Genomic DNA, 18,760 nt, shown 5'->3' on the forward strand with positions numbered 1-18,760 from the left:
GGATCACTCCGGTTCGAAGGGGTTATGTACCCCGGATGGCTTAGGAGTAGATCCGAAGGAAATGAGAATCCTACCCCTGCGGTCCGCCGTATAGATGGGATTTGATGTTAGCCTTGGTAGTTCGGTGTCGCTTGATCGGTCGGCGATCTGGGGGACATCGAACGTGGACCCATGTGTGAGTGTGTATCTTGGATACGACATTCACCGCCAAATTTAGCCCTCCCAGCTCATTGGGGCTGGGAGTTAGATAGCATTCCGGTTGATCCTGCCGGAGGTCATTGCTATTGGAGTCCGATTTAGCCATGCTAGTTGCACGAGTTTAGACTCGTAGCAGATAGCTCAGTAACACGTGGCCAAACTACCCTATGGATCCGAATAACCTCGGGAAACTGAGGCTAATGCGGAATACCGCTCGCTGCCTGGAAGTGGCGCGAGCGCGAAACGTTCAGGCGCCATAGGATGTGGCTGCGGCCGATTAGGTAGACGGTGGGGTAACGGCCCACCGTGCCGATAATCGGTACGGGTTGTGAGAGCAAGAGCCCGGAGACGGTATCTGAGACAAGATACCGGGCCCTACGGGGCGCAGCAGGCGCGAAACCTTTACACTGCACGCGAGTGCGATAAGGGGACTCCGAGTGCGAGGGCATATAGTCCTCGCTTTTCACCACCGTAAGGTGGTGGTGGAATAAGTGCTGGGCAAGACCGGTGCCAGCCGCCGCGGTAATACCGGCAGCACGAGTGATGACCGCTATTATTGGGCCTAAAGCGTCCGTAGCTGGCCGCACAAGTCTATCGGGAAATCTGCGTGCTTAACGCGCAGGCGTCCGGTGGAAACTGTGTGGCTTGGGACCGGAAGATCCAGAGGGTACGTCTGGGGTAGGAGTGAAATCCCGTAATCCTGGACGGACCGCCGGTGGCGAAAGCGCTCTGGAAGGACGGATCCGACGGTGAGGGACGAAAGCTCGGGTCACGAACCGGATTAGATACCCGGGTAGTCCGAGCTGTAAACGATGTCTGCTAGGTGTGACACTGGCTACGAGCCAGTGTTGTGCCGTAGGGAAGCCGTGAAGCAGACCGCCTGGGAAGTACGTCCGCAAGGATGAAACTTAAAGGAATTGGCGGGGGAGCACTACAACCGGAGGAGCCTGCGGTTTAATTGGACTCAACGCCGGACATCTCACCAGCATCGACAACGTGCCGTGAAGGTCAGTGTGATGAGCTTACTGGAGCCGTTGAGAGGAGGTGCATGGCCGCCGTCAGCTCGTACCGTGAGGCGTCCTGTTAAGTCAGGCAACGAGCGAGACCCGCACTCCTAATTGCCAGCAACACCCTTGTGGTGGTTGGGTACATTAGGAGGACTGCCAGTGCCAAACTGGAGGAAGGAACGGGCAACGGTAGGTCAGTATGCCCCGAATGTGCTGGGCGACACGCGGGCTACAATGGCCACGACAGTGGGATGCAACCCCGAAAGGGGGCGCTAATCTCCGAAACGTGGTCGTAGTTCGGATTGAGGGCTGAAACTCGCCCTCATGAAGCTGGATTCGGTAGTAATCGCGCCTCAGAAGGGCGCGGTGAATACGTCCCTGCTCCTTGCACACACCGCCCGTCAAAGCACCCGAGTGAGGTCCGGATGAGGCCCCTGTACGGGGGTCGAATCTGGGCTTCGCAAGGGGGCTTAAGTCGTAACAAGGTAGCCGTAGGGGAATCTGCGGCTGGATCACCTCCACAGACCGGGACTGGGGCGTCGCCCCAGCCCAGAAGCCGTGACGGTTTTCCGTCACGCAGTTCACGTTCGATCGCCCACCGTTAGGCCGATCGAGCACCTCAGAACTACCAAGGCTAACACTCACCTCGTGTCCACCATCGAGTGGTGGACGTGGGCCCATAGCTCAGTGGTAGAGTGCCTCCTTTGCAAGGAGGATGCCCAGGGTTCGAATCCCTGTGGGTCCATGACTCGGAGGAAATCACGGATCGTGTCCCTTAAGTGGGAGACGACCCGAGGATTGAATCCGAAGCAGAACCGATGCACCAGCCCGCGCAAGTGTGGCTGGGAAGGGTCAATGCAGGCCGGCCGTCTACCGGCGTGCAGATGAGACTGTGTGTACGTGTAGTCCAGGCGTCCACTGGACCCGTTCCCGGGTCACTTAACGATTACATCTTTGATGTAATCCCGATCCGATGAACGTGGCTACTGTGCCAGCTGGTGGATCGCTCGGCTTGAGAGCTGAAGACGGACGTGCCAAGCTGCGATAAGCCTGAGGGACCCGCACGGAGGGAAAGAACTCAGGATTTCCGAATGGGAATCCCCACCGCAATTGCTTCGCGCAATGGGGAACGCCGAGAACTGAAACATCTCAGTATCGGCAGGAAAAGAAAACGTAATGTGATGTCGTTAGTACTGGCGAAGGAACGCGATACAGTCCAAACCGAAGCCTTCGGGCAATGTGGTGTTCGGACTGACTAACACTCTCAGAGGATCTACAGGAAGTCTCTTGGAATAGAGCACGAGACAGGGTGACAGTCCCGTAGTGTAGATGAGTATGAGACGAGTCAGCTCCAGAGTATCGGGGGTTGGATATCCCTCGTGAATATCCCAGGCATCGACTGGGAAGACTAAACACTCCTCAAGACCGATAGCGAACAAGTAGTGTGAACGAACGCTGAAAAGTACCCCCAGAAGGGAGGTGCAATAGGGCGTGAAATCAGTTGGCGATAGAGCGACGGGGCACACAAGGTCCTGTGAGTAATGAATCAGGTGCGAACCTGTAGTAAGCATCACGGGAAGCCGGTGTTCCGTCGTACGTTTTGAAAAACGAACCAGAGAGTGTGCCTGATTGACGAGTCTAACCCGAGTATCGGGGAAGGCGTAGGGAAACCGACATGGCCGCAGTGCTTTGCACAAGGGCCGCCGTGTTCAAGCGCGGGGAGTCAATCGGGCACGACCCGAAACCGGACGATCTAGGCATGGGCAAGGTGAAGCGTGGCGAAAGCCACGTGGAGGCCTGCTAGCGTTGGTGTCCTACAATACCCTCGCGTGACCTATGTCTAGGGGTGAAAGGCCCATCGAGTCCGGAAACAGCTGGTTCCAACCGAAACATGTCGAAGCATGACCTCTGCCGAGATAGTTCGTGGGGTAGAGCAACGGATTGGGGGATCGCACTCCGAGAGGAGTGTGCCCCCCTGTCCAACTCCGAACCTACGAACGTCGTTTGACGCAGGGAGTCCGGTGCGCGGGGTAAGCCTGTGTACCGTGAGGGAGACAACCCAGAGCTGGGTTAAGGTCCCCAAGTGTGGACTAAGTGCGATCGAAGGTGGTCTCAAGCCCTAGACAGCCGGGAGGTGAGCTTAGAAGCAGCTACCCTCTAAGAAAAGCGTAACAGCTTACCGGCCGAGGTTTGAGGCGCCCAAAATGATCGGGGCTCAAGTCCACCACCGAGACCTAGCGGCACTCTTGACGGAGTGATCCTGTAGGTTGGCGTACTGTTCGGGCGGAAGCACGGCCGAGAGGTCGTGTGGACCGTGCAGTAACGAAAATTCTGGTCATAGTAGCAGCGTGAGTCGGGTGAGATCCTCGACGGCCAAACGAGTAAGGGTTCCTCAGCAATGCTGATCAGCTGAGGGTTAGCCGGTCCTAAGTCAGCCCGTAAGTCGAAGCTGACAACAGGGAAGTAGGTTAATATTCCTACGCCAGTGTGCACTCAAAGCCGACGCTTTGGGGCCGCCTCTACCGGGTTTTCGCCCGGTCGAACAGTCGAAGATCGTGGAAGCCGTAATGGCAGGAAGCGATCGAATGGCTGGATAGCGAAAGAGAGGTCAACCTAGAGCCCGTGAAAAGGCAAGCACACAGTCCGTACCGAGATCCGACACAGGTACTCGTGGCAGCGAAAGCCAAGGTCTGTCGGGAATAACCGACGTTAGGGAATTCGGCAAGTTAGTCCCGTACGTTCGCAATAAGGGATGCCTGCCTCGGAAAGAGGCAGGTCGCAGTGACTCGGGCGCTCCGACTGTCTAGTAACAACATAGGTGACCGCAAATCCGTAAGGACTCGTACGGTCACTGAATCCTGCCCAGTGCGGGTATCTGAACACCCCTTACAAGGGGACGAAGGACCCGTTAACGGCGGGGGTAACTATGACCCTCTTAAGGTAGCGTAGTACCTTGCCGCTTCAGTAGCGGCTTGCATGAATGGATCAACGAGAGCGCCACTGTCCCAACGTTGGGCCCGGTGAACTGTACGTTCCAGTGCGGAGTCTGGAGACCCCCAAGGGGAAGCGAAGACCCTATAGAGCTTTACTGCAGGCTGTCACTGAGACGTGGTCGCCATTGTGCAGCATAGGTAGGAGGCATTACACAGGTAGCCGCGCTAGCGGCTCACCGAGCCAGCATTGAAATACTACCCGATGGTGACTGCGACTCTCACTCCTGGCGGAGGACACTGGTAGCCGGGCAGTTTGACTGGGGCGGTACGCGCTTGAAAAGATATCGAGCGCGCCCCAAGATTTCCTCACCCGCGTCGGAGACGCGGGAAAGAGCGCAAGAGCATACGGAAGTCTGACAGTGTCCGGCACAACGACGGACGCTGACGCGAAAGCGTGGTCTAGCGAACCAATTAGGCTGCTTGATGCGGCCAATTGCTGACAGAAAAGCTACCTTAGGGATAACAGAGTCGTCACCCGCAAGAGCACATATCGACCGGGTGGCTTGCTACCTCGATGTCGGTTCCCTCCATCCTGCCTGTGCAGAAGCAGGCAAGGGTGAGGTTGTTCGCCTATTAAAGGAGGTCGTGAGCTGGGTTTAGACCGTCGTGAGACAGGTCGGCTGCTATCTATTGGGGGTGTTACGGTATCTGACGAGAACGTTCGTATAGTACGAGAGGAACTACGAATGGGTGCCACTCGTGTACCGGCTGTCCGAGAGGGCACGTGCCGGGCAGCGACGCACCACGGGGTAAGAGCTGAACGCATCTAAGCTCGAAACCCACTTGGAAAAGAGATACCACTGAGATCACTCGTAGAAGACGAGTTCGATAGACTCGGGGTGTACGCGCCAAGGCAACGAGGCGTTGAGCCCGCGAGCACTAATCGATCGAGCCACACAGTCATACATTATCGCATTGGATCCGTGACGCGGAGAACGGGTCCGGACGCAAACTGGACTACACATACACACGGTCAGAGGCCACCGATTACGGTTTAGCGACGGTTCGAGTCCGTTGATCGGCATTACGGCGGCCAGAGCGACGAGGTGCCTCCCGTACCCATCCCGAACACGGAAGATAAGCTCGTCTGCGTATCGGCACGTACTGGAGTGCGCGAGCCTCTGGGATCCCCGATTCGCCGCCTTCACTCATACTTCAAAGCCGACTCCTTCACGGGGGTCGGCTTTTTTCATGTATTGCAGAGCAACGGTGCTGTTGCTCTGTGAAATTACTCTCGAGAGTGGATACACAGTTCGTTCGCGAATCAAATACACACGGAGAAACGATGGCTGATTCGACTACCGATTCGGTAGTCACTCTTGAATGTTAAAGAGTGTCACCCGGAACACTAACGTCCAGCCTCATCCCGTGGCGGCATGCCGCGTCAGCTGGCTAACCCTCGTGCCGGGCGGAGGAGTAACAATTCTCCTCAGCGGGTGGGCACTGCCCACCGAGTGTATCGCGTGCCCGGGTTCGCCGTACTGTCATCGCACCCGAATGGGTAGACTCGGACGGGGACTAAAGGCACGCAGTTGTACTAACGTCTTCCACCGTTTAACCCTTGCTGCGCGCGTCGAACGGACGCGGTAGTGCGTTATTCTTCGCGCTCGTCGGGATCGTTGTATGTTTGCGGTGCCGGCTCTGGAGCAACGACTTCGCCATCACCCGGCTGTTCTGGAACGTACGAGAGCTGACCGTTGCTATCTGGCGAGTCGCCTTCCGTCCAGGGAAGTCCAGGGTCAGGCTGTGGCTCGCGGCGGGTGGAGATGAACGTGTAGTTGTAGCCCTGATTCCTCCTGTGGGAAACTCGCTGGTACGGGAACTGGGTCGTCGAGGGTCTCGAGTGCTTCGAGCCATTGATTTTGGTGCATTGTATCACGGGCGATGAGGTAGGAGAGCATCTCCTCCATGCCAGGATCGTCGGTGAGTTCGTACAGTCGTGTCGCGAGCAGTCGGCCAGTCGATTCAGCCATAACGTTCGCGTAGAGGTCGGCTGCGAGGTTTCCGGAGGCGACGATGGTTCCGGCGTCGAACGGGACGCCGTTGCTGTCGATCGGCATGGCCGACTGCCCGGCGGATAGCAGGTGACGTGGTGTCTGATCGGTCATCGATGCGGCCATGGCAGCGTGTTCTCTGGCTTCGTATGCCTCTTCGAGGAGGTCGTCGGGTGCACCCCGAAGGTGTTCTGTGACGGCGCTCGCGAGCATTTCGATGTGGCCGAGTTCTTCAGTTGCGGTCTCGAGCAAGAGGTTTCTGAACTGTTCGTGTTCCGGCGGGAGCGCCCAAGCTTGGAACATGTATTGCATTGCGACGCGAATCTCTCCTTCGGCACCGCCGATGGCCTGTTGGAGGAGTTTTGCGAAGTGCGGATCCGGTTCGTCGACGGTGACTTCGAATTGCAGTTCTGGTTCGTGAAAGAACACTCGTCGGATCGGGCTGTATCCCGTGTGAATTAGTCTCGGCGAGGTGATTCAGAACACGTCGAAAAAGCGTGTGTTCGTCGTTTCGGTTTGGTTAGTAAACGTAGTCGTCTTCCTGGAGCTGCACGTAGTTGCCGTTACGGTACTCGAACTTTTTCTTCTTGTAGAGGAGGAGTATCTTCGAGGCGCTCACACCAGCGGAGTAGCGGTTGCTGATGAGCGCGTTCGACCCATTGCCGCCTTGCATTTTGGTGACGGTGTCGAATGCCCAGTCCCAGTCGTCGGGGCCGTAATCTTTGACGATGTCGGCGAACGCGACGTTTCGAAGGATTTCGTCGCCGATTGCGCGCTTCCAGATCTCGTTATAGTGTTCGAGTGAGTCGGTCGCGGCGAGTCGGCCGGCGATTTTTCCCGTTCGGACGGCCACGTGGTATCCACCTTCGTGGAACGCGGAGGTCGTTCCCATTGCGCCACCAGCGACGGCGATGTTCGCGCCGACGGGAGACTCGATCGGGCGGGTCGAAGAGATGGGATAGGTTTCGGTCCCCTTCGATTTTCCGCGGTCTTCGACGATCGGAATGTCTTCCTCGATGTCGTACTCGTCACCGTACTCGAGTTCGAGCAGGCGTTCGATGTACTCAGAGCCGGTGGGGAGTTGGTCGTCGGTTGGCTCGAGGAGTTTGTATGAGCCAGGATTCTCGACGTCCTCGAGTGTCATGCCGATGGGCATCGTGAGCCCGACGCGTGCGACCGTGCCGTCGTTGGGGAATACCCACGGATAGGCGGTTTCGCCGGGCATGTACCCCCACCAGAATTTGAGGGTGTCTTCGAACTCCGCGAAGAGTTCGTCGGGGAACTCTCGGTACTCCTGGTAAGCGATATGATTCGCTTTGGGAGGTGAGAGTTGCTCGGCAATGGAGCGTCCCGGCGTCGTAAACTGATCGAGGGCATCGAGCGTGATCCGACGCTGGGGACCGTCGGCGAGAACGACGTACTGAGCGTCGAGTTGCTCGCCACTCGAGAGAGTGAGCGTGTGCGTCGGCCCCTCTGAACTCGAGGCGTGGAGGTCGGTTTCGAGGTCTTTGACGCTCGTTCCAACCCGGAGGTCGGCACCGGCGTCCTCGGCACGTTCGTAGAGCCAGTCGTCCATCCGTGCACGGTGGAAGGTGTATCCGAATTTCGAGTAACTGGCGTCGATCCCAGTCGTCGTCATCTCGACTGAACTGTTTGGACCGACGAATTCGGTCGACTCGAGTTCCCGATGAACGATGTGGTCTGGGATCTCTTCGTACTCGAAATCCATGATGTCGATCCAGTAGTCGAGCATTCCGGCGGCGTCGGTCGAGTCGGGACCGAGTTCGTCGCGGTCTTCCCGCGGGACGCCTTGCTCGAAGAGGACCGTCTCGGCGCCGTGGGCAGCGGCCCGTTCGGCCGCGGATGCGCCCGCGGGGCCGCCACCGACGATCGCGACGTCAACGCGTTCCATACTCCATTGGGACTCAGTCGCCCGTATTAAACTGCGTGAATTTCGTATCAGAGACCAAGGCCACTCGAGATTTCTGGTCGAGGGGGAGGAAACTCGAGTACGGAGAGGGAGCTCTGGGAGACGAACGTTTTTGATTCGGCCGACCGAGGCACCGAGTATGAGCGAGTCTGACACGGCTGAACTCCTCGTCCTCCGTCGGGGCGCACACGGAATGCCGATCGAATCGTACGCGGATGCGCTCCGCACGCGGCTTCCGGAGTGGGATGTAACCCTTGCCCGGACGCCCACCGCAGAACGTGACTTGATCGAGGATGCTCGATTCGTCACCGGAATGACGCTCGACGAGGAGTTGCTCGAGCACGCACGTTCGATCGAGGTGTTCGGGTGTGCGTACGCGGGGACTGGCCATCTTCCGCTCACGGAACTCGAAGAGCGGGACGTGACAGTTACGAACGCGTCGGGTGTACACGGGCCGAACATCGGCGAGCACGTCCTCGGTGCGATCCTTCGATTTACGCGTCGCTTCCACGTCGGGGCTCGTCGACAGGAGCGGCGGGAGTGGCGTCACTACAAGACCCACGAATTGCAGGGCTCGACGGTGACAATCGTCGGATTGGGTGCGATCGGACGGGCCGTGTGCGAGCGTCTCGAGGCGTTTGGCGTCGAAACTGTTGGGGTACGCTACTCGCCGGAGAAGGGCGGGCCGACGGACGAAGTAATTGGATTCGACGACGAGGAGTTCGAGGATGCACTGGCACGAACCGAGTACCTCGTTCTCGCGTGTCCGCTCACGGAGACGACTCGCGGGCTTATCGATCGAGAAGCCCTCGTGACGATCGATCCGAACGCGATTCTCGTCAACGTCGCGCGAGGGCCGGTCGTCGAAACGGACGCGCTGCTCCGGGCCCTTCGATCTGGATGGATACGCGGGGCAGCACTCGACGTTACCGATCCCGAACCGCTGCCAGAAGCCCATCCGCTGTGGACGTTCGAGAACGTCCAGATCACGCCACACAACGCGGGCCACACGCCGAAGTACTATGACCGACTCGCAGACATCGTCGCGGAGAACGCCAGTCGGTTCCGAGCCGACCCGAACGCGGACCTCGAGAATCAGATCGACTTGTAGCTGGCGTGGTCACGACGGCGTTCGGTCCCAGTTGTGTCGACTGCAGTTTTTTCACGGTGACGTTCGTACAGCAGGTATGGTAAAACGGACCGGGGCTGCTCGACCGAAATCGAGCGTTGATTCGAGAGTATTGCATCGAGCGGGGAGAGTGCGATGACACTCTCGTTCGACGGGACGGTTATCGTTCCCGCGGCAGATCCGGACGACGGGGAACGGACGGCGACGGCACTCGCCCCGCATCTCACTGCCTCGAGTACGGTGATCGTCGTCAACGTCGTCGAAAAATCGGGTGGCGGAATCGACAAGGCACCGGTCGCACAGCGCGAGGAACACGCCGAAGACATCTTCAGGCGCACGCGGTCCCCGCTCGAGCAAACGGACGCGACGGTCGAAACGGAGATCCTCTACGGGACGGATATCGTCGAGCGGGTGTTCACCGAAGCAGGGGACCAGAACGCCGATGCCGTGGTGTTCGTTCCGCGAGCGGGAAACCGTCTCGCAGAATTACTCACCGGCGACGTTGCCCGACGAATGGTCAAGGAAGCGTCGGTTCCTGTTGTTGCATTGCCCCAGACCGACGTTTAAGCGAGGCTGGTGCAGTTTTGACGTTGCTGTGGTTTCTTCGTCGAACCCGAGTTCGGAGATTACTGGTTGCTGTATTCGTTTCCAGTCGTTGCTTCGACAGTTTCCGCTCGCGCAAGTAGTGACTCGCTCGCCGGGCCCGACGTAACGGTGTTCGCGTCGATATCGAAGTCAACCGCACCAGCGGCTTCCAGTTTCGGAATGTGAAGGTGGCGAAGTGAGAGCATGACGCGACGGCGAGTGCCTAACAGTGCGTCGCCGTAGTCTGCAATCGCACTGCGGTCTTCGTCGTGTTCCGTGATCGCGATGTGGTCTGCTAGCTCCGCGAGCGAAACCGATTCGTCGGCCTCCTCGAGATAGTGAAGAACGTAGTGTCGGCGGTGGTTTGCGAGTACATCGAGCGACTGTGAACGACTGTTATCTGCATCCGCGTCCGTCGAAGACGACCCCGTAATTGGCGTCAACGATTCAGGGTCGGAGATTGCGGGAAGCATACCCCATCGTTGGGAGTGGGTGTACTAGTACACGCCGCCAAAGTGAACAGGTGGCTCTCGAGAGTCAGTGTCGGTAACTGACTGCTTTAGAGCAGGCCGTTCTCGAGGAGGAGTTCGCCGTTCAGGACGCTCGCACCGGCAGCACCGCGAATCGTGTTGTGGGCGAGGCAGTTGTACTGGAGACCGAACGGCGTTTCCTGCAGGCCGCCTGCGCCGATGGCCATGCCGTCGCCAAGCGTCCGGTCCATTCGTGGCTGCGGTCGGTCCGGTTCGTCGAACACGTGGATGAGCGGGTCGGGCGAGGAGCGAAGGTCGAGCGACGGGTACGCTTCCATCGCCGATGCAGCCTCTTCGGTGGTCAGATCGTCTTCGGTTTCGACCCAGACGTTCTCGAGGTGACCGTCGATCGTCGGGATGCGGTTACACGAGGCCGAGACGTTCATCTCGTTGTGGCTCAGTTCGGCACCGTCGAACGAACCGAGTAGTTTCCGAGATTCGGTCTCGAGTTTGTCCTCCTCGCTGCCGATATGGGGAATCGCGTTGTCGATAATTTCCATCGAGGAGACGCCGTCGTAGCCTGCGCCGGAGACGGCTTGCAGGGTGGAGACGTGGACCTTCTCGAGGCCGTATTCGGCTAGTGCGGCGAGCGTGGGGACGAAGGTGATCGTCGAGCAGTTGGGGTTCTTGACCATCGCGCCGTCCCAGCCGCGTTCGTCTCGCTGGACCTCGAGGAGGTCGAGGTGGTCGGCGTTGACTTCGGGGATGACGAGTGGAATGTCGTCAGCCATGCGCCCATTCGAGGAGTTCGAGGAGACGACGTAGCCGTCTTCACAGAAGCCGGGTTCGACGTCTGCGCCGATGCTCGAGGGGAGCGAGGAGAACAACAGGTCGACGTCGTTTGGAACCTCGTCTGGATCCGTCGCGGTGACGGTCATCTCGGCGACGTCGCTGGGGATCGGGCTGTCGACACGCCACTTTGCGGCCTGTCGGTAGGTCTTGCCAGCGCTGGAGTCACTTGCGGTCAATGCGGCGATTTCGAACTCCGGGTGGGGTTCGAGAAGCTGAATTAGTCGCTGTCCAACGGCACCGGTTGCGCCGAGGACGCCAACTCGTACTGCCATTTTCCCGGACTCAGGGTTGTGTCCGCAAAACGGTTTGGGTTTTCGTCTCACGTGTCGGCGTCACGAACCGGTGGTACAACGCCGTGGACGGTCGTAACTCGAGATCAAATCGTGATCAGAGACTTTCAGACCAACCGATACGAGTGCGTCGGTAGTGGGCGGCCATAGAAGAGGTTAAGAAACCCGAGTGGAATGTAGTACCCATGTACGTCCAACAGGTTCGATTCGAATCGAACGCGGGGTGGTCCAAGTGACGAGTTCGACCGCTAACTCGAGCGGCGTCGGTCCGTTCGATACTCGTTTCCAGACAGGTGCTGCGGTACTCTCCGGAGTGTTCTTCCTGGTTGCGCTCGCCATCGGCTGGCTCGGGTACGACGGCGCAGAGCTTCTGGGTACCGAACTCAACGTGGTATCGGGCGCAGCAGGTCTCATGGTCCTCAGTTTCTTCGGCGTCATCTCGCTCGTCGTCGCAACGTACATGGAGCCCGGATTCGACCACTGAGACGCCACTATCCTCGCAGCGTTCGCTTCACTTCTGACTTGGAGACATCAACTTCGCAGTCAAACGTCCGTCCACGCACCGACGGCTCCCGTGGCTCGTCGTCGTCGAACTCGAGGAAAATACTCGCTTACGCCGTCGCCGTCTGGGAACTCTTCTTTCGGGTGACGTAGCCTGCGATCCGGTTACGGACGCCTTTGGACTCGACGGTGGTGAGTTCGGTGACGCTGTCTTTGTTCTGTTCGAAGTCGGTCGTGAACGCCTCCGGGTACCGTTCCAAGAGGAGGTTCCCGGTCTTCTTGACGTAGGCCGGTTTGATTGCCATAGCAGTTGGTTCCGTCCAGAGGCTCTTAATCCCTTTCTCTTTCGCTTCGTCTCCGGAGACGAAACTGGCCGTAGCGAGCCCTCCGTATTCCGTTTTGCACTTGAGTCGACCGGCGTCGACTACTGAGAAAATCGAACGTCCCGCATTCGCGTCGAATCAGGCCCCGTGGCCGGAGACGGGGTGAGAGTCCGGTTTGGACGGCTGTTCGGTTGGACCGTCGTCGTCAGCTTTGCTGATGAGTTCCTGGAATCGCTCCGAGCGTCCGGCGATGCGATCCATCGTCTCGCTGTCCGGTTCCGTGTCTCGAGATTCGACGAGGAACGTGGTAATGACGACGGTCTTCACCCACGGCTTGAGGAAGCCGGTGTAGATGGTGAGGAAGACGCCACCAACGAGGACCCAGCTCACCGCCTCGAGCGTCGTCGAGAGCCCACTTAACACGGTTGCGAGTGGGGTGAGAGCGAGCAGGAGGACGAACGCGGTGGCGTACATGCCGAGGACGATGAGCATGGTGGAACCGAGGACGGGCTTCCAGTGTTTGCCATAGAGGACGACGCCGTCTCGAGCCGACCGCCACGGATTCTCCTCGTCGCTGACGAACATGTGTGCGATGATCGCTTCGTCGATGTAGGAGGCAGCGATGGCGATTGCCTTTCCGACGAATTGGATCAGTTGTTTTAGTGCAGGAACGACGCTAAATAGCCCCGAGAACGACACGACGGCGTCGTTGAACTGTTTGACGACGGCTTTGATGACCTGATCGACGGCGAAGAGGGCGCTCGCTTCCGTAAATCGCTCGCTCACCTGTGATTTACCGTATCGAAGCTGATCATCGGGAACGTCACCGGTTTCGACGACGTGGGCAATGACGGCGATGTGGGCCGCTTTGACGAGATAGAGGACGTACCTGCTCAACAGCCGCCAGAACCACGCGAACGCGCCGAGTGCGACGACTAAGCCGACGACTGCGATCCACCCGGATATCGTTCCGCCCTCGAGAAGGCGGTAGCCGACGTAGAACACGCCGCCGAAGTAGAGGACACTGAGAACGCCGAGGAGGAGGCCGATCCCCAACCTGAGAAGGACGAATGGGAGTGTTTTCGCGTAGATGCGTGTCGCCTGTCTGAAGTGGAGTACCATGTGGCCCTGCTTGGACCCATGTTCCTATTTAAAATCATTCACGAGTACCCCCGAAGACGGATCGGCGAGTGACCCACGGCAGTCGCGGCAACCGTCGACGTACTCATCGGGAACGATCGACTGGTGTAGCCGAACAGAAACGGTCGACTCACCACTCCGTGTGCTCGCGGACGCGCTCGAGTGCGTCTTTCTCTCGTCGACTCCCCGCCCGGTCGACGACGGAGGCGACGTACTCGAGTCGCTCGCGGAGGGTCTCCTCGTCGTAGCCGGGAACACCGAGTCGGGACGCCGCAACGGTGGCTTCGACGACGGCTGCGAAGCCGCGGTCGATCGTCGGCACCGTTTTCGATTCGATCGCTGCCTCGACCGGGGAGAGGCGCCACGCTTCCCACTCGGTTCCGTCGCTCGTTCCAGCGTCGGTCTGCTCGACGGAGACGCGTGCCCACGCGTGTGCACACTCGAGGATTGGCTCTTCGCGTTCGACGATCGAGAGCGCGGCGTCTGCGAAGACGACGGGGTCGTCGACGAATAAGACGTAGCCTTCGCCCTGTCGGTGGAAGTTCCGACGCGTTCGTGTGTTTCCCCACGTCCGGGCCGTGATTGGCGCGTCTTCGGCTTCGTCGTCAGCGAAGAGTCCGAGTGCGGCGAAATTCCACAGCCCGTTTGGCCCCAGCGTCGCGACGACGGATTCGGTCACGCCCGAGAGCGGGAGTGGCCACTCCGTGGATCCTCGTGTCGGTTCGCCTGCGTCGGGGTGGAACGCGTCGTCGCTCATACGCTGATCACCTCGCGCTCGAGCGCGATGAAGAGCCCTGCGGCCGTCACGTCCGCCGTCGTGCCCGGGTTGATTCCCCGAGAGACGAGGTCGTCCGCGAAGGCTTCGACGGCGTCGGGCTCAGACTCGAGGCCGTCGTCTGCGAGCAACTGCGCTGCGCGCTCGGAGACATCCGCGGCGACGTCCTCACCGCGGCGATTCGCGACGAGCGTATCCGACCGCTCGGCGAGCAGTTCCAGGAACACGTCGCCAGTGCGTTTCGACAGCGACTCGGTTTCCTCGGTGTCGGCGAGCCGATCTGCAGCCCAGAACGATCGTTCGAATCCGCTGACCCACTCTCGAGCGACGTCGTCTCCGGGCACGCTCCGTTCCATCACGTCGTAGAGGGTCAGCTCCCGTTCCTCGAGTGCCGGAATCGCCTCGCTTCCGCGACGAACGTCGAGTGGCTCCATGTCTGCCGGCGGTTCGTCGACGAAGACGTCGACGTGGTCGAACGCGCGATAGAAGCCAGCCGCGTCCGCGACGGTCGTGTTCTCACAGACGCTCGAAACGGTCGCTCGAGTCAAGTTGTCTCGAACGGCCCGGACCAGCGGGGTGAGCAACAAGAGCGCGCCGAACTGCGTGTTGTCCCCGCCCTGAGCAGCCATCCCTTCGACGGCACGCTCGAAGGCCGTCCCAATCGGCTCGCCGTCGGCTGCGAGGTCGAGTCCCGTTCGTGCGCCTACGGCACCTGCGAGGAAGTGTTCGAACCGCAACTCCTCGAGGTCCCGATGTCGGTCGACGTTGCCCGGCTTGGGCGTCCCTGCGACCTCGAGGAGGAGTGCCAGTTCAGCTTGCTGCGCTGGCGTTCGCATGTCGCCAGCTACGAATCGGGCGGATTAATGACTGTGCATTTCGGGCAGTTTTAGCGGTAGATTCGCTGGAAGGCTTCGCGATACTCGAGCAGTCCCAGTCTGGCCCGTCGTCTCGAGGAGAATCCAAAGCCAACCGCGGGACAGTCGTCGGTCTGGCACTCCCAGCGAAACGTCTGTGAGTGGGGATCTCTGCTAACCGGGACGTCTTCGTCACACCGGGGGCAGCACCATCCCCAGCGGGTGTCGACTGCGTGCTCGTCTCTCCGACGCATACTCTCGTCTCGAGGTTAGCCTCGGGCCTGAAAAGGAACCGTCTACACGACTGGCTACTTTATAAGAGGGGTGACGACCAGTCCTGACTGGTCTGCTCGACGACGGCGTCGTGGACGCGCTCGAGGACGACCGGGTTGTCACTCGGCCGGCCGACGCTGACCGCGTCCGCGCCGTACTCCGCGTACTCGTTGACGGTCGCCTCGTCGCGGACGCCGTTGTTCGCGACGACGAACAGATCCGTCTCCGCCACGATGTTGCGAACGATCGACTCGGTGTCCATCGCGTCGACGTGGACGAACGACGCGCCGGCGGACTCGAGGTCTGCTGCGAGCGCGGGAAGGTCGACCCCCGGCACTTCCGCTCGAACTTTCACGCCGACGGTAACGCCGGTCTCAGCCGCCGCTTGGACGTACCGACGGAGTCGCTCACCGTCTCGGAGCAACGACTCGCCACAGCCGACTGCACAGAGTTCGTCCTGTCTGCAGTGAGCGTTGATCTCGAGGAGCGCGTCTCGATCCCGACAGATGCGAGCCGCGTCCGGGATCGGGTCGACGGTCGCACTCCGCACGTTGAATCCCGGTTGGAGGTCGACGTCCTCGAGTGCGGCGAGTTGGGCGTCGATGAAGGCGAGGGGATCGTCCGGGAGGAACTCGGTTCGGTCCCTGTCGACGAGCGCTCTGGCCGCGTCTCGAGCATCCTCGTCGAGTGCGATACCCCCGAGGAACGCCCCGCCGGCGAACTCGGCTCCGGCTTCGGCCCAGGCCGCGTCGGATTCGCCGCTGAGACTCGCGAGTGCGAGTGGTGGTGAAAACATCGCTGTCACTCGACGACCTCTATCGCCCGTTGGATCGTTCGCGCGACGCGTGCCGCGTCGTCCGGCGTGTCGATACGAATGTCGGTCTGGAACGTGGGTCGATCGAATTCCGCGTCGTCGGTGTCGTCGACGATGAACGCGTCGGCGAAGGGATACGCCGTCGCGAGCCCTTCCGTATTCGGCGTCGCGTCGACCGCGCCCATGAGTTCGCCTGCAGGCCCCGAGAACGCGTCGTCACCGAGAAACGGTGAGACGGCGACGACCGTCGTCTCGGAGAGCGCCTTCGCAACGCCCGGTAACGTCAACATTGGACCGATGCTGGTGACCGGATTCGAGGGGCCGACGACGACGGTCTCGGAGAGCGCCTCGAGGACGCCCGGTGTGGGTTGAGCGTTCGACGAGCCGCGAAACTCGACGGTTTCGACGGTCGGCTCGCCGCGGTGGGCGACCCAGAACTCCTGGAAGTGCATCGTGCCGTCTTCGGTGTGGACGAGACTCGCGACGGGATCGTTGCTCATCGGCAGGATGTCGATCGAGACGTCGAACGCGTCTGCGAGTCGCTGGGTCGCCTCACATAGCGTGTGTCCCTGCTGGAGGAGACTCGTCCGTGTGATGTGGACCGCGCGGTCGCGGTCGCCGATCGTCATGAACTCGTCGACGCCGGAGAATCGCCGCCAGTTCGCGAGTTCCATTCCGTCTGTCTGTTTTTCCGCTGGGAGGTACTGCGGGCCGCCGGGGAGCCCTGCAGCGTCCGCGATATCGGACAGTGCTGTGTTCGTTCGGTGGGTATCGCCGTCGATCCCCCACCACGTCTCGCGATCGAGCACCCCGCCACCCTGAAACAAGAGCGTGTCGACGTCGGGCGAGACGAACAGTCCGCCGAGTTCGATATCGTCGCCGGTGTTGGCGACGACGGTTGTTTCCTCCGGCGAAAAGACGGCACCAGCACCGTCGAGTACCTTCGGTGTGCCGGTGCCCCCGGAGAGGAACGTGACCATATGCGTCACTGTCGAGCGAGGATACTTATACTGTCGGCTGCCCTGCTGTGGCTATGTTCGCCCCGCGTCCCTGCTCAATCGCCGATCCAGTCCGCGAAACTCCCCTCGAGCAGCGTCTCGGATTGCTTGTGGACGTACTCCGTCTGCATGTCCTCGATGGCGTCGGCGATCGAGGCTCCGTCCGCGACGGCGCTTCGGACGCGTTCGTGTTTCCAGCGAGCTGGCGTAACGCCCTGTCGGACCCGCCGTCGGAGCGGGTAGAGGTACTTCGCCGCCTCCTCTTCGGTTAGCCCGCGGTTGACGAGGCCGTCTTCGGCGTGAGCCAACAGATCCTCGTAGAGTGCGAGCTTGTCGGTCGTCTCCTTCCCGTCGTTCGTGATCCAGGTGAGGTCGGCCTCGAGTCCGTCGCGCATCGCCGCGTAGAAGTTTTCTCTGGCGAGTTGCCAGTCGAGTTCGACGACGGGGTGCTCGAGTCTGGTGAGGCTCTCGAGGACGCCGGCGAAAGCTGCGAGGAAGGAAATCGAGTCGCGAACGGTCGGCTGGGACGGAATCGGCCGGAACTCGATGCGGGCGTTGGCTGCGGAGCGCGTCGGTCCGCCGAAGACGGGACGAACCCACCGCCAGTACGTGCTGTGTTTTTGTCGGAAGTGTGGAAACTGATCGTCGAAGCGTTCGCCCGGTTCGACGGGCATCGGAACGATGGTGTCGTCGTTGGCGATTCGCGCGACCGCTTCGCCGACGGTGTCGAGGTCGTAGGGGAACCGAACTTTGCCCTCGCCGCTGGCGGGGTCGTTCAATACCGTCTCGAAGACGCTGATCCGGTGTTCCATCCAGGCGTCCGCGAGAATTTCCTCGGGAGTCGCATCATCGTCGTAGAGATCCGCGGGAAAGAACGGCGAGTTGACGCCGAGTGCGAGGAGGGGCGCAGCGGCGCGCAGCGCGTAGTTGAAGTACAGCGGGAGGTCGGGAGCGTGGGCGACCTGATAGTGTGGCTGGATCGACGTGATGAGGCTCTCGGGCATGACGGTATCGGCCTGCAACGAGACGTTCGGGGCCTCGAGTCGCATGCCGGCGGAGTCGGCCTGATCGGTGTTGGCCATCGCGTGATAGCGCGCGGAGTCGCTCATGTTCGTCGCGATGCGGATCGATTGCTCAGACCCGTCGGGGGCCGTGACCGTTCGCTCGATGCTGTCACCGAGGTAGGTTCGGGCGTTTTCGCCCTCCGGTGGAATCGTCCAGAGGCCGTCACTGACCAGTCGCATGCGTTCGGATTTGGTGACGTCGAGTGCCGTCCGGAGTCGCGCTTTGATCTCCGACTCTTGGGCGGCCAGCCCGTGAGCGTTCAGGGGCTGCGGGCTGGTCGTCATCTCGGCGTTGTGCAAGCCGAGTTCCTTCTCGAAGCCGATGAGTTCGAGCAACCGACGGGGAACTCGCCGAAGCGTGCAGTCGTCGTTTTTGACCGCGTAGAATTCGTACTCGAAGCCGACGATCGCCTGTGGGTTGTCGAAGACGCCGTCGTGGACGGCGTCCGTGATCACCTCCGTATTGGCTTGGGCACGCTCGCGAAACTCTTCGCCGTCGACCGCAAGCACGTCCGCGACCTGCGCAGCGAGTTCCTCCTCTGGCATACCTCCGAGTGCGGCCCGACTCTC

At 60.4% G+C, this 18,760-nt stretch carries 14 protein-coding genes, 1 tRNA gene, 3 rRNA genes and 1 pseudogene; 7 read left to right on the top strand and 12 right to left on the bottom strand.

What is annotated here, in order from left to right; translation table 11 throughout:
* The first annotated feature begins 252 nt into the window (after positions 1 to 252).
* The 4 genes from BLW62_RS07260 to rrf all read left to right on the top strand — a co-directional run bounded on the left by BLW62_RS07260 (position 253) and on the right by rrf (position 5,345).
* Positions 253 to 1,726: ribosomal RNA gene (locus BLW62_RS07260) — 16S ribosomal RNA — on the top strand.
* A 152-nt stretch (positions 1,727 to 1,878) separates the two neighbouring features.
* Positions 1,879 to 1,950 (top strand) — tRNA-Ala (locus BLW62_RS07265).
* 229 nt (positions 1,951 to 2,179) lie between these two features.
* Positions 2,180 to 5,099, top strand: a 23S ribosomal RNA gene (locus tag BLW62_RS07270).
* A 124-nt stretch (positions 5,100 to 5,223) separates the two neighbouring features.
* Positions 5,224 to 5,345: ribosomal RNA gene (gene rrf, locus BLW62_RS07275) — 5S ribosomal RNA — on the top strand.
* Together the 16S, 23S and 5S rRNA genes with 1 tRNA gene alongside form the textbook arrangement of a ribosomal RNA operon.
* Before the next feature lie 447 nt (positions 5,346 to 5,792).
* Here rrf and BLW62_RS07280 read toward each other — a convergent pair.
* Together BLW62_RS07280 and BLW62_RS07285 are read right to left on the bottom strand one after the other, a co-directional pair.
* Positions 5,793 to 6,621, bottom strand: a pseudogene (locus tag BLW62_RS07280) (manganese catalase family protein).
* Between the two features lie 91 nt (positions 6,622 to 6,712).
* Positions 6,713 to 8,104 (bottom strand): NAD(P)/FAD-dependent oxidoreductase, encoded by a 1,392-nt coding sequence (locus tag BLW62_RS07285; RefSeq protein ID WP_090506467.1) that lies wholly within the window; start codon positions 8,102 to 8,104, stop codon positions 6,713 to 6,715.
* Positions 8,105 to 8,261: 157 nt separating this feature from the next.
* On the opposite strand from BLW62_RS07285, the gene BLW62_RS07290 reads away from it, so the two are divergent.
* Entirely contained in the window at positions 8,262 to 9,233 is a 972-nt protein-coding gene (locus BLW62_RS07290; protein WP_175459702.1) for a D-2-hydroxyacid dehydrogenase, read from the top strand.
* Positions 9,234 to 9,386: 153 nt separating this feature from the next.
* Positions 9,387 to 9,818: a universal stress protein gene (locus BLW62_RS07295; RefSeq protein ID WP_090506469.1), complete on the top strand. Its 432-nt coding sequence runs from the start codon at positions 9,387 to 9,389 to the stop codon at positions 9,816 to 9,818.
* Between the two features lie 59 nt (positions 9,819 to 9,877).
* On the opposite strand, the gene BLW62_RS07300 is transcribed toward BLW62_RS07295, so the two are convergent.
* A complete protein-coding gene (locus tag BLW62_RS07300) occupies positions 9,878 to 10,309 on the bottom strand; it encodes a DUF7344 domain-containing protein (protein ID WP_175459703.1) in 432 nt (143 codons plus the stop codon).
* An 86-nt stretch (positions 10,310 to 10,395) separates the two neighbouring features.
* Positions 10,396 to 11,430, bottom strand: a complete 1,035-nt coding sequence (gene asd, locus BLW62_RS07305) for an aspartate-semialdehyde dehydrogenase (RefSeq protein WP_090506470.1) — start codon at positions 11,428 to 11,430, stop codon at positions 10,396 to 10,398.
* A 250-nt stretch (positions 11,431 to 11,680) separates the two neighbouring features.
* Between asd and BLW62_RS07310 the strand changes: the two genes are divergently transcribed.
* On the top strand, positions 11,681 to 11,932 hold the full coding sequence (locus BLW62_RS07310) for a hypothetical protein (RefSeq protein ID WP_090507532.1): 252 nt from the start codon (positions 11,681 to 11,683) through the stop codon (positions 11,930 to 11,932).
* A 127-nt stretch (positions 11,933 to 12,059) separates the two neighbouring features.
* On the opposite strand, the gene BLW62_RS07315 is transcribed toward BLW62_RS07310, so the two are convergent.
* The 8 genes from BLW62_RS07315 to BLW62_RS07350 form a co-directional block, all read right to left on the bottom strand.
* On the bottom strand, positions 12,060 to 12,254 hold the full coding sequence (locus BLW62_RS07315; RefSeq protein ID WP_076581772.1) for a 30S ribosomal protein S17e: 195 nt from the start codon (positions 12,252 to 12,254) through the stop codon (positions 12,060 to 12,062).
* 156 nt (positions 12,255 to 12,410) lie between these two features.
* Positions 12,411 to 13,394 (bottom strand): hypothetical protein, encoded by a 984-nt coding sequence (locus tag BLW62_RS07320; protein ID WP_090506471.1) that lies wholly within the window; start codon positions 13,392 to 13,394, stop codon positions 12,411 to 12,413.
* Positions 13,395 to 13,542: 148 nt separating this feature from the next.
* Positions 13,543 to 14,169 (bottom strand): DUF447 domain-containing protein, encoded by a 627-nt coding sequence (locus BLW62_RS07325; protein ID WP_090506472.1) that lies wholly within the window; start codon positions 14,167 to 14,169, stop codon positions 13,543 to 13,545.
* Positions 14,166 to 15,023, bottom strand: a complete 858-nt coding sequence (locus tag BLW62_RS07330) for a triphosphoribosyl-dephospho-CoA synthase (RefSeq protein ID WP_090506473.1) — start codon at positions 15,021 to 15,023, stop codon at positions 14,166 to 14,168. Before BLW62_RS07330 ends, BLW62_RS07325 begins: the two co-directional genes overlap by 4 nt.
* Before the next feature lie 50 nt (positions 15,024 to 15,073).
* Positions 15,074 to 15,295, bottom strand: coding sequence for a hypothetical protein (locus BLW62_RS07335; RefSeq protein ID WP_090506474.1), 222 nt, complete (start codon positions 15,293 to 15,295; stop codon positions 15,074 to 15,076).
* 59 nt (positions 15,296 to 15,354) lie between these two features.
* Complete coding sequence (locus BLW62_RS07340; protein ID WP_090506475.1) at positions 15,355 to 16,110, bottom strand: beta/alpha barrel domain-containing protein; 756 nt, start codon at positions 16,108 to 16,110, stop codon at positions 15,355 to 15,357.
* A gap of 5 nt (positions 16,111 to 16,115) precedes the next feature.
* Complete coding sequence (gene cofD, locus BLW62_RS07345; protein WP_090506476.1) at positions 16,116 to 17,108, bottom strand: 2-phospho-L-lactate transferase; 993 nt, start codon at positions 17,106 to 17,108, stop codon at positions 16,116 to 16,118.
* 74 nt (positions 17,109 to 17,182) lie between these two features.
* Positions 17,183 to 18,736, bottom strand: coding sequence for a glutamate-cysteine ligase family protein (locus BLW62_RS07350; RefSeq protein WP_090506477.1), 1,554 nt, complete (start codon positions 18,734 to 18,736; stop codon positions 17,183 to 17,185).
* Positions 18,737 to 18,760 lie beyond the last annotated feature (24 nt).

Origin of the sequence: Natronorubrum sediminis (assembly GCF_900108095.1) — an archaeon.
GTDB lineage: Archaea > Halobacteriota > Halobacteria > Halobacteriales > Natrialbaceae > Natronorubrum > Natronorubrum sediminis.

Excerpts from the sequence above, each read along its gene's own strand:
- BLW62_RS07340 (WP_090506475.1), bottom strand. The coding sequence starts at position 16,110 with ATGTTTTCACCACCACTCGCACTCGCGAGTCTCAGCGGCGAATCCGAC.
- BLW62_RS07290 (WP_175459702.1), top strand. The coding sequence starts at position 8,262 with ATGAGCGAGTCTGACACGGCTGAACTCCTCGTCCTCCGTCGGGGCGCA.
- BLW62_RS07325 (WP_090506472.1), bottom strand. The coding sequence starts at position 14,169 with ATGAGCGACGACGCGTTCCACCCCGACGCAGGCGAACCGACACGAGGA.
- BLW62_RS07320 (WP_090506471.1), bottom strand. The coding sequence starts at position 13,394 with ATGGTACTCCACTTCAGACAGGCGACACGCATCTACGCGAAAACACTC.
- BLW62_RS07295 (WP_090506469.1), top strand. The coding sequence starts at position 9,387 with ATGACACTCTCGTTCGACGGGACGGTTATCGTTCCCGCGGCAGATCCG.
- BLW62_RS07350 (WP_090506477.1), bottom strand. The coding sequence starts at position 18,736 with ATGCCAGAGGAGGAACTCGCTGCGCAGGTCGCGGACGTGCTTGCGGTC.
- cofD (WP_090506476.1), bottom strand. The coding sequence starts at position 17,108 with ATGGTCACGTTCCTCTCCGGGGGCACCGGCACACCGAAGGTACTCGAC.
- BLW62_RS07330 (WP_090506473.1), bottom strand. The coding sequence starts at position 15,023 with ATGCGAACGCCAGCGCAGCAAGCTGAACTGGCACTCCTCCTCGAGGTC.
- BLW62_RS07300 (WP_175459703.1), bottom strand. The coding sequence starts at position 10,309 with ATGCTTCCCGCAATCTCCGACCCTGAATCGTTGACGCCAATTACGGGG.
- BLW62_RS07315 (WP_076581772.1), bottom strand. The coding sequence starts at position 12,254 with ATGGCAATCAAACCGGCCTACGTCAAGAAGACCGGGAACCTCCTCTTG.
- BLW62_RS07285 (WP_090506467.1), bottom strand. The coding sequence starts at position 8,104 with ATGGAACGCGTTGACGTCGCGATCGTCGGTGGCGGCCCCGCGGGCGCA.
- asd (WP_090506470.1), bottom strand. The coding sequence starts at position 11,430 with ATGGCAGTACGAGTTGGCGTCCTCGGCGCAACCGGTGCCGTTGGACAG.
- BLW62_RS07335 (WP_090506474.1), bottom strand. The coding sequence starts at position 15,295 with ATGCGTCGGAGAGACGAGCACGCAGTCGACACCCGCTGGGGATGGTGC.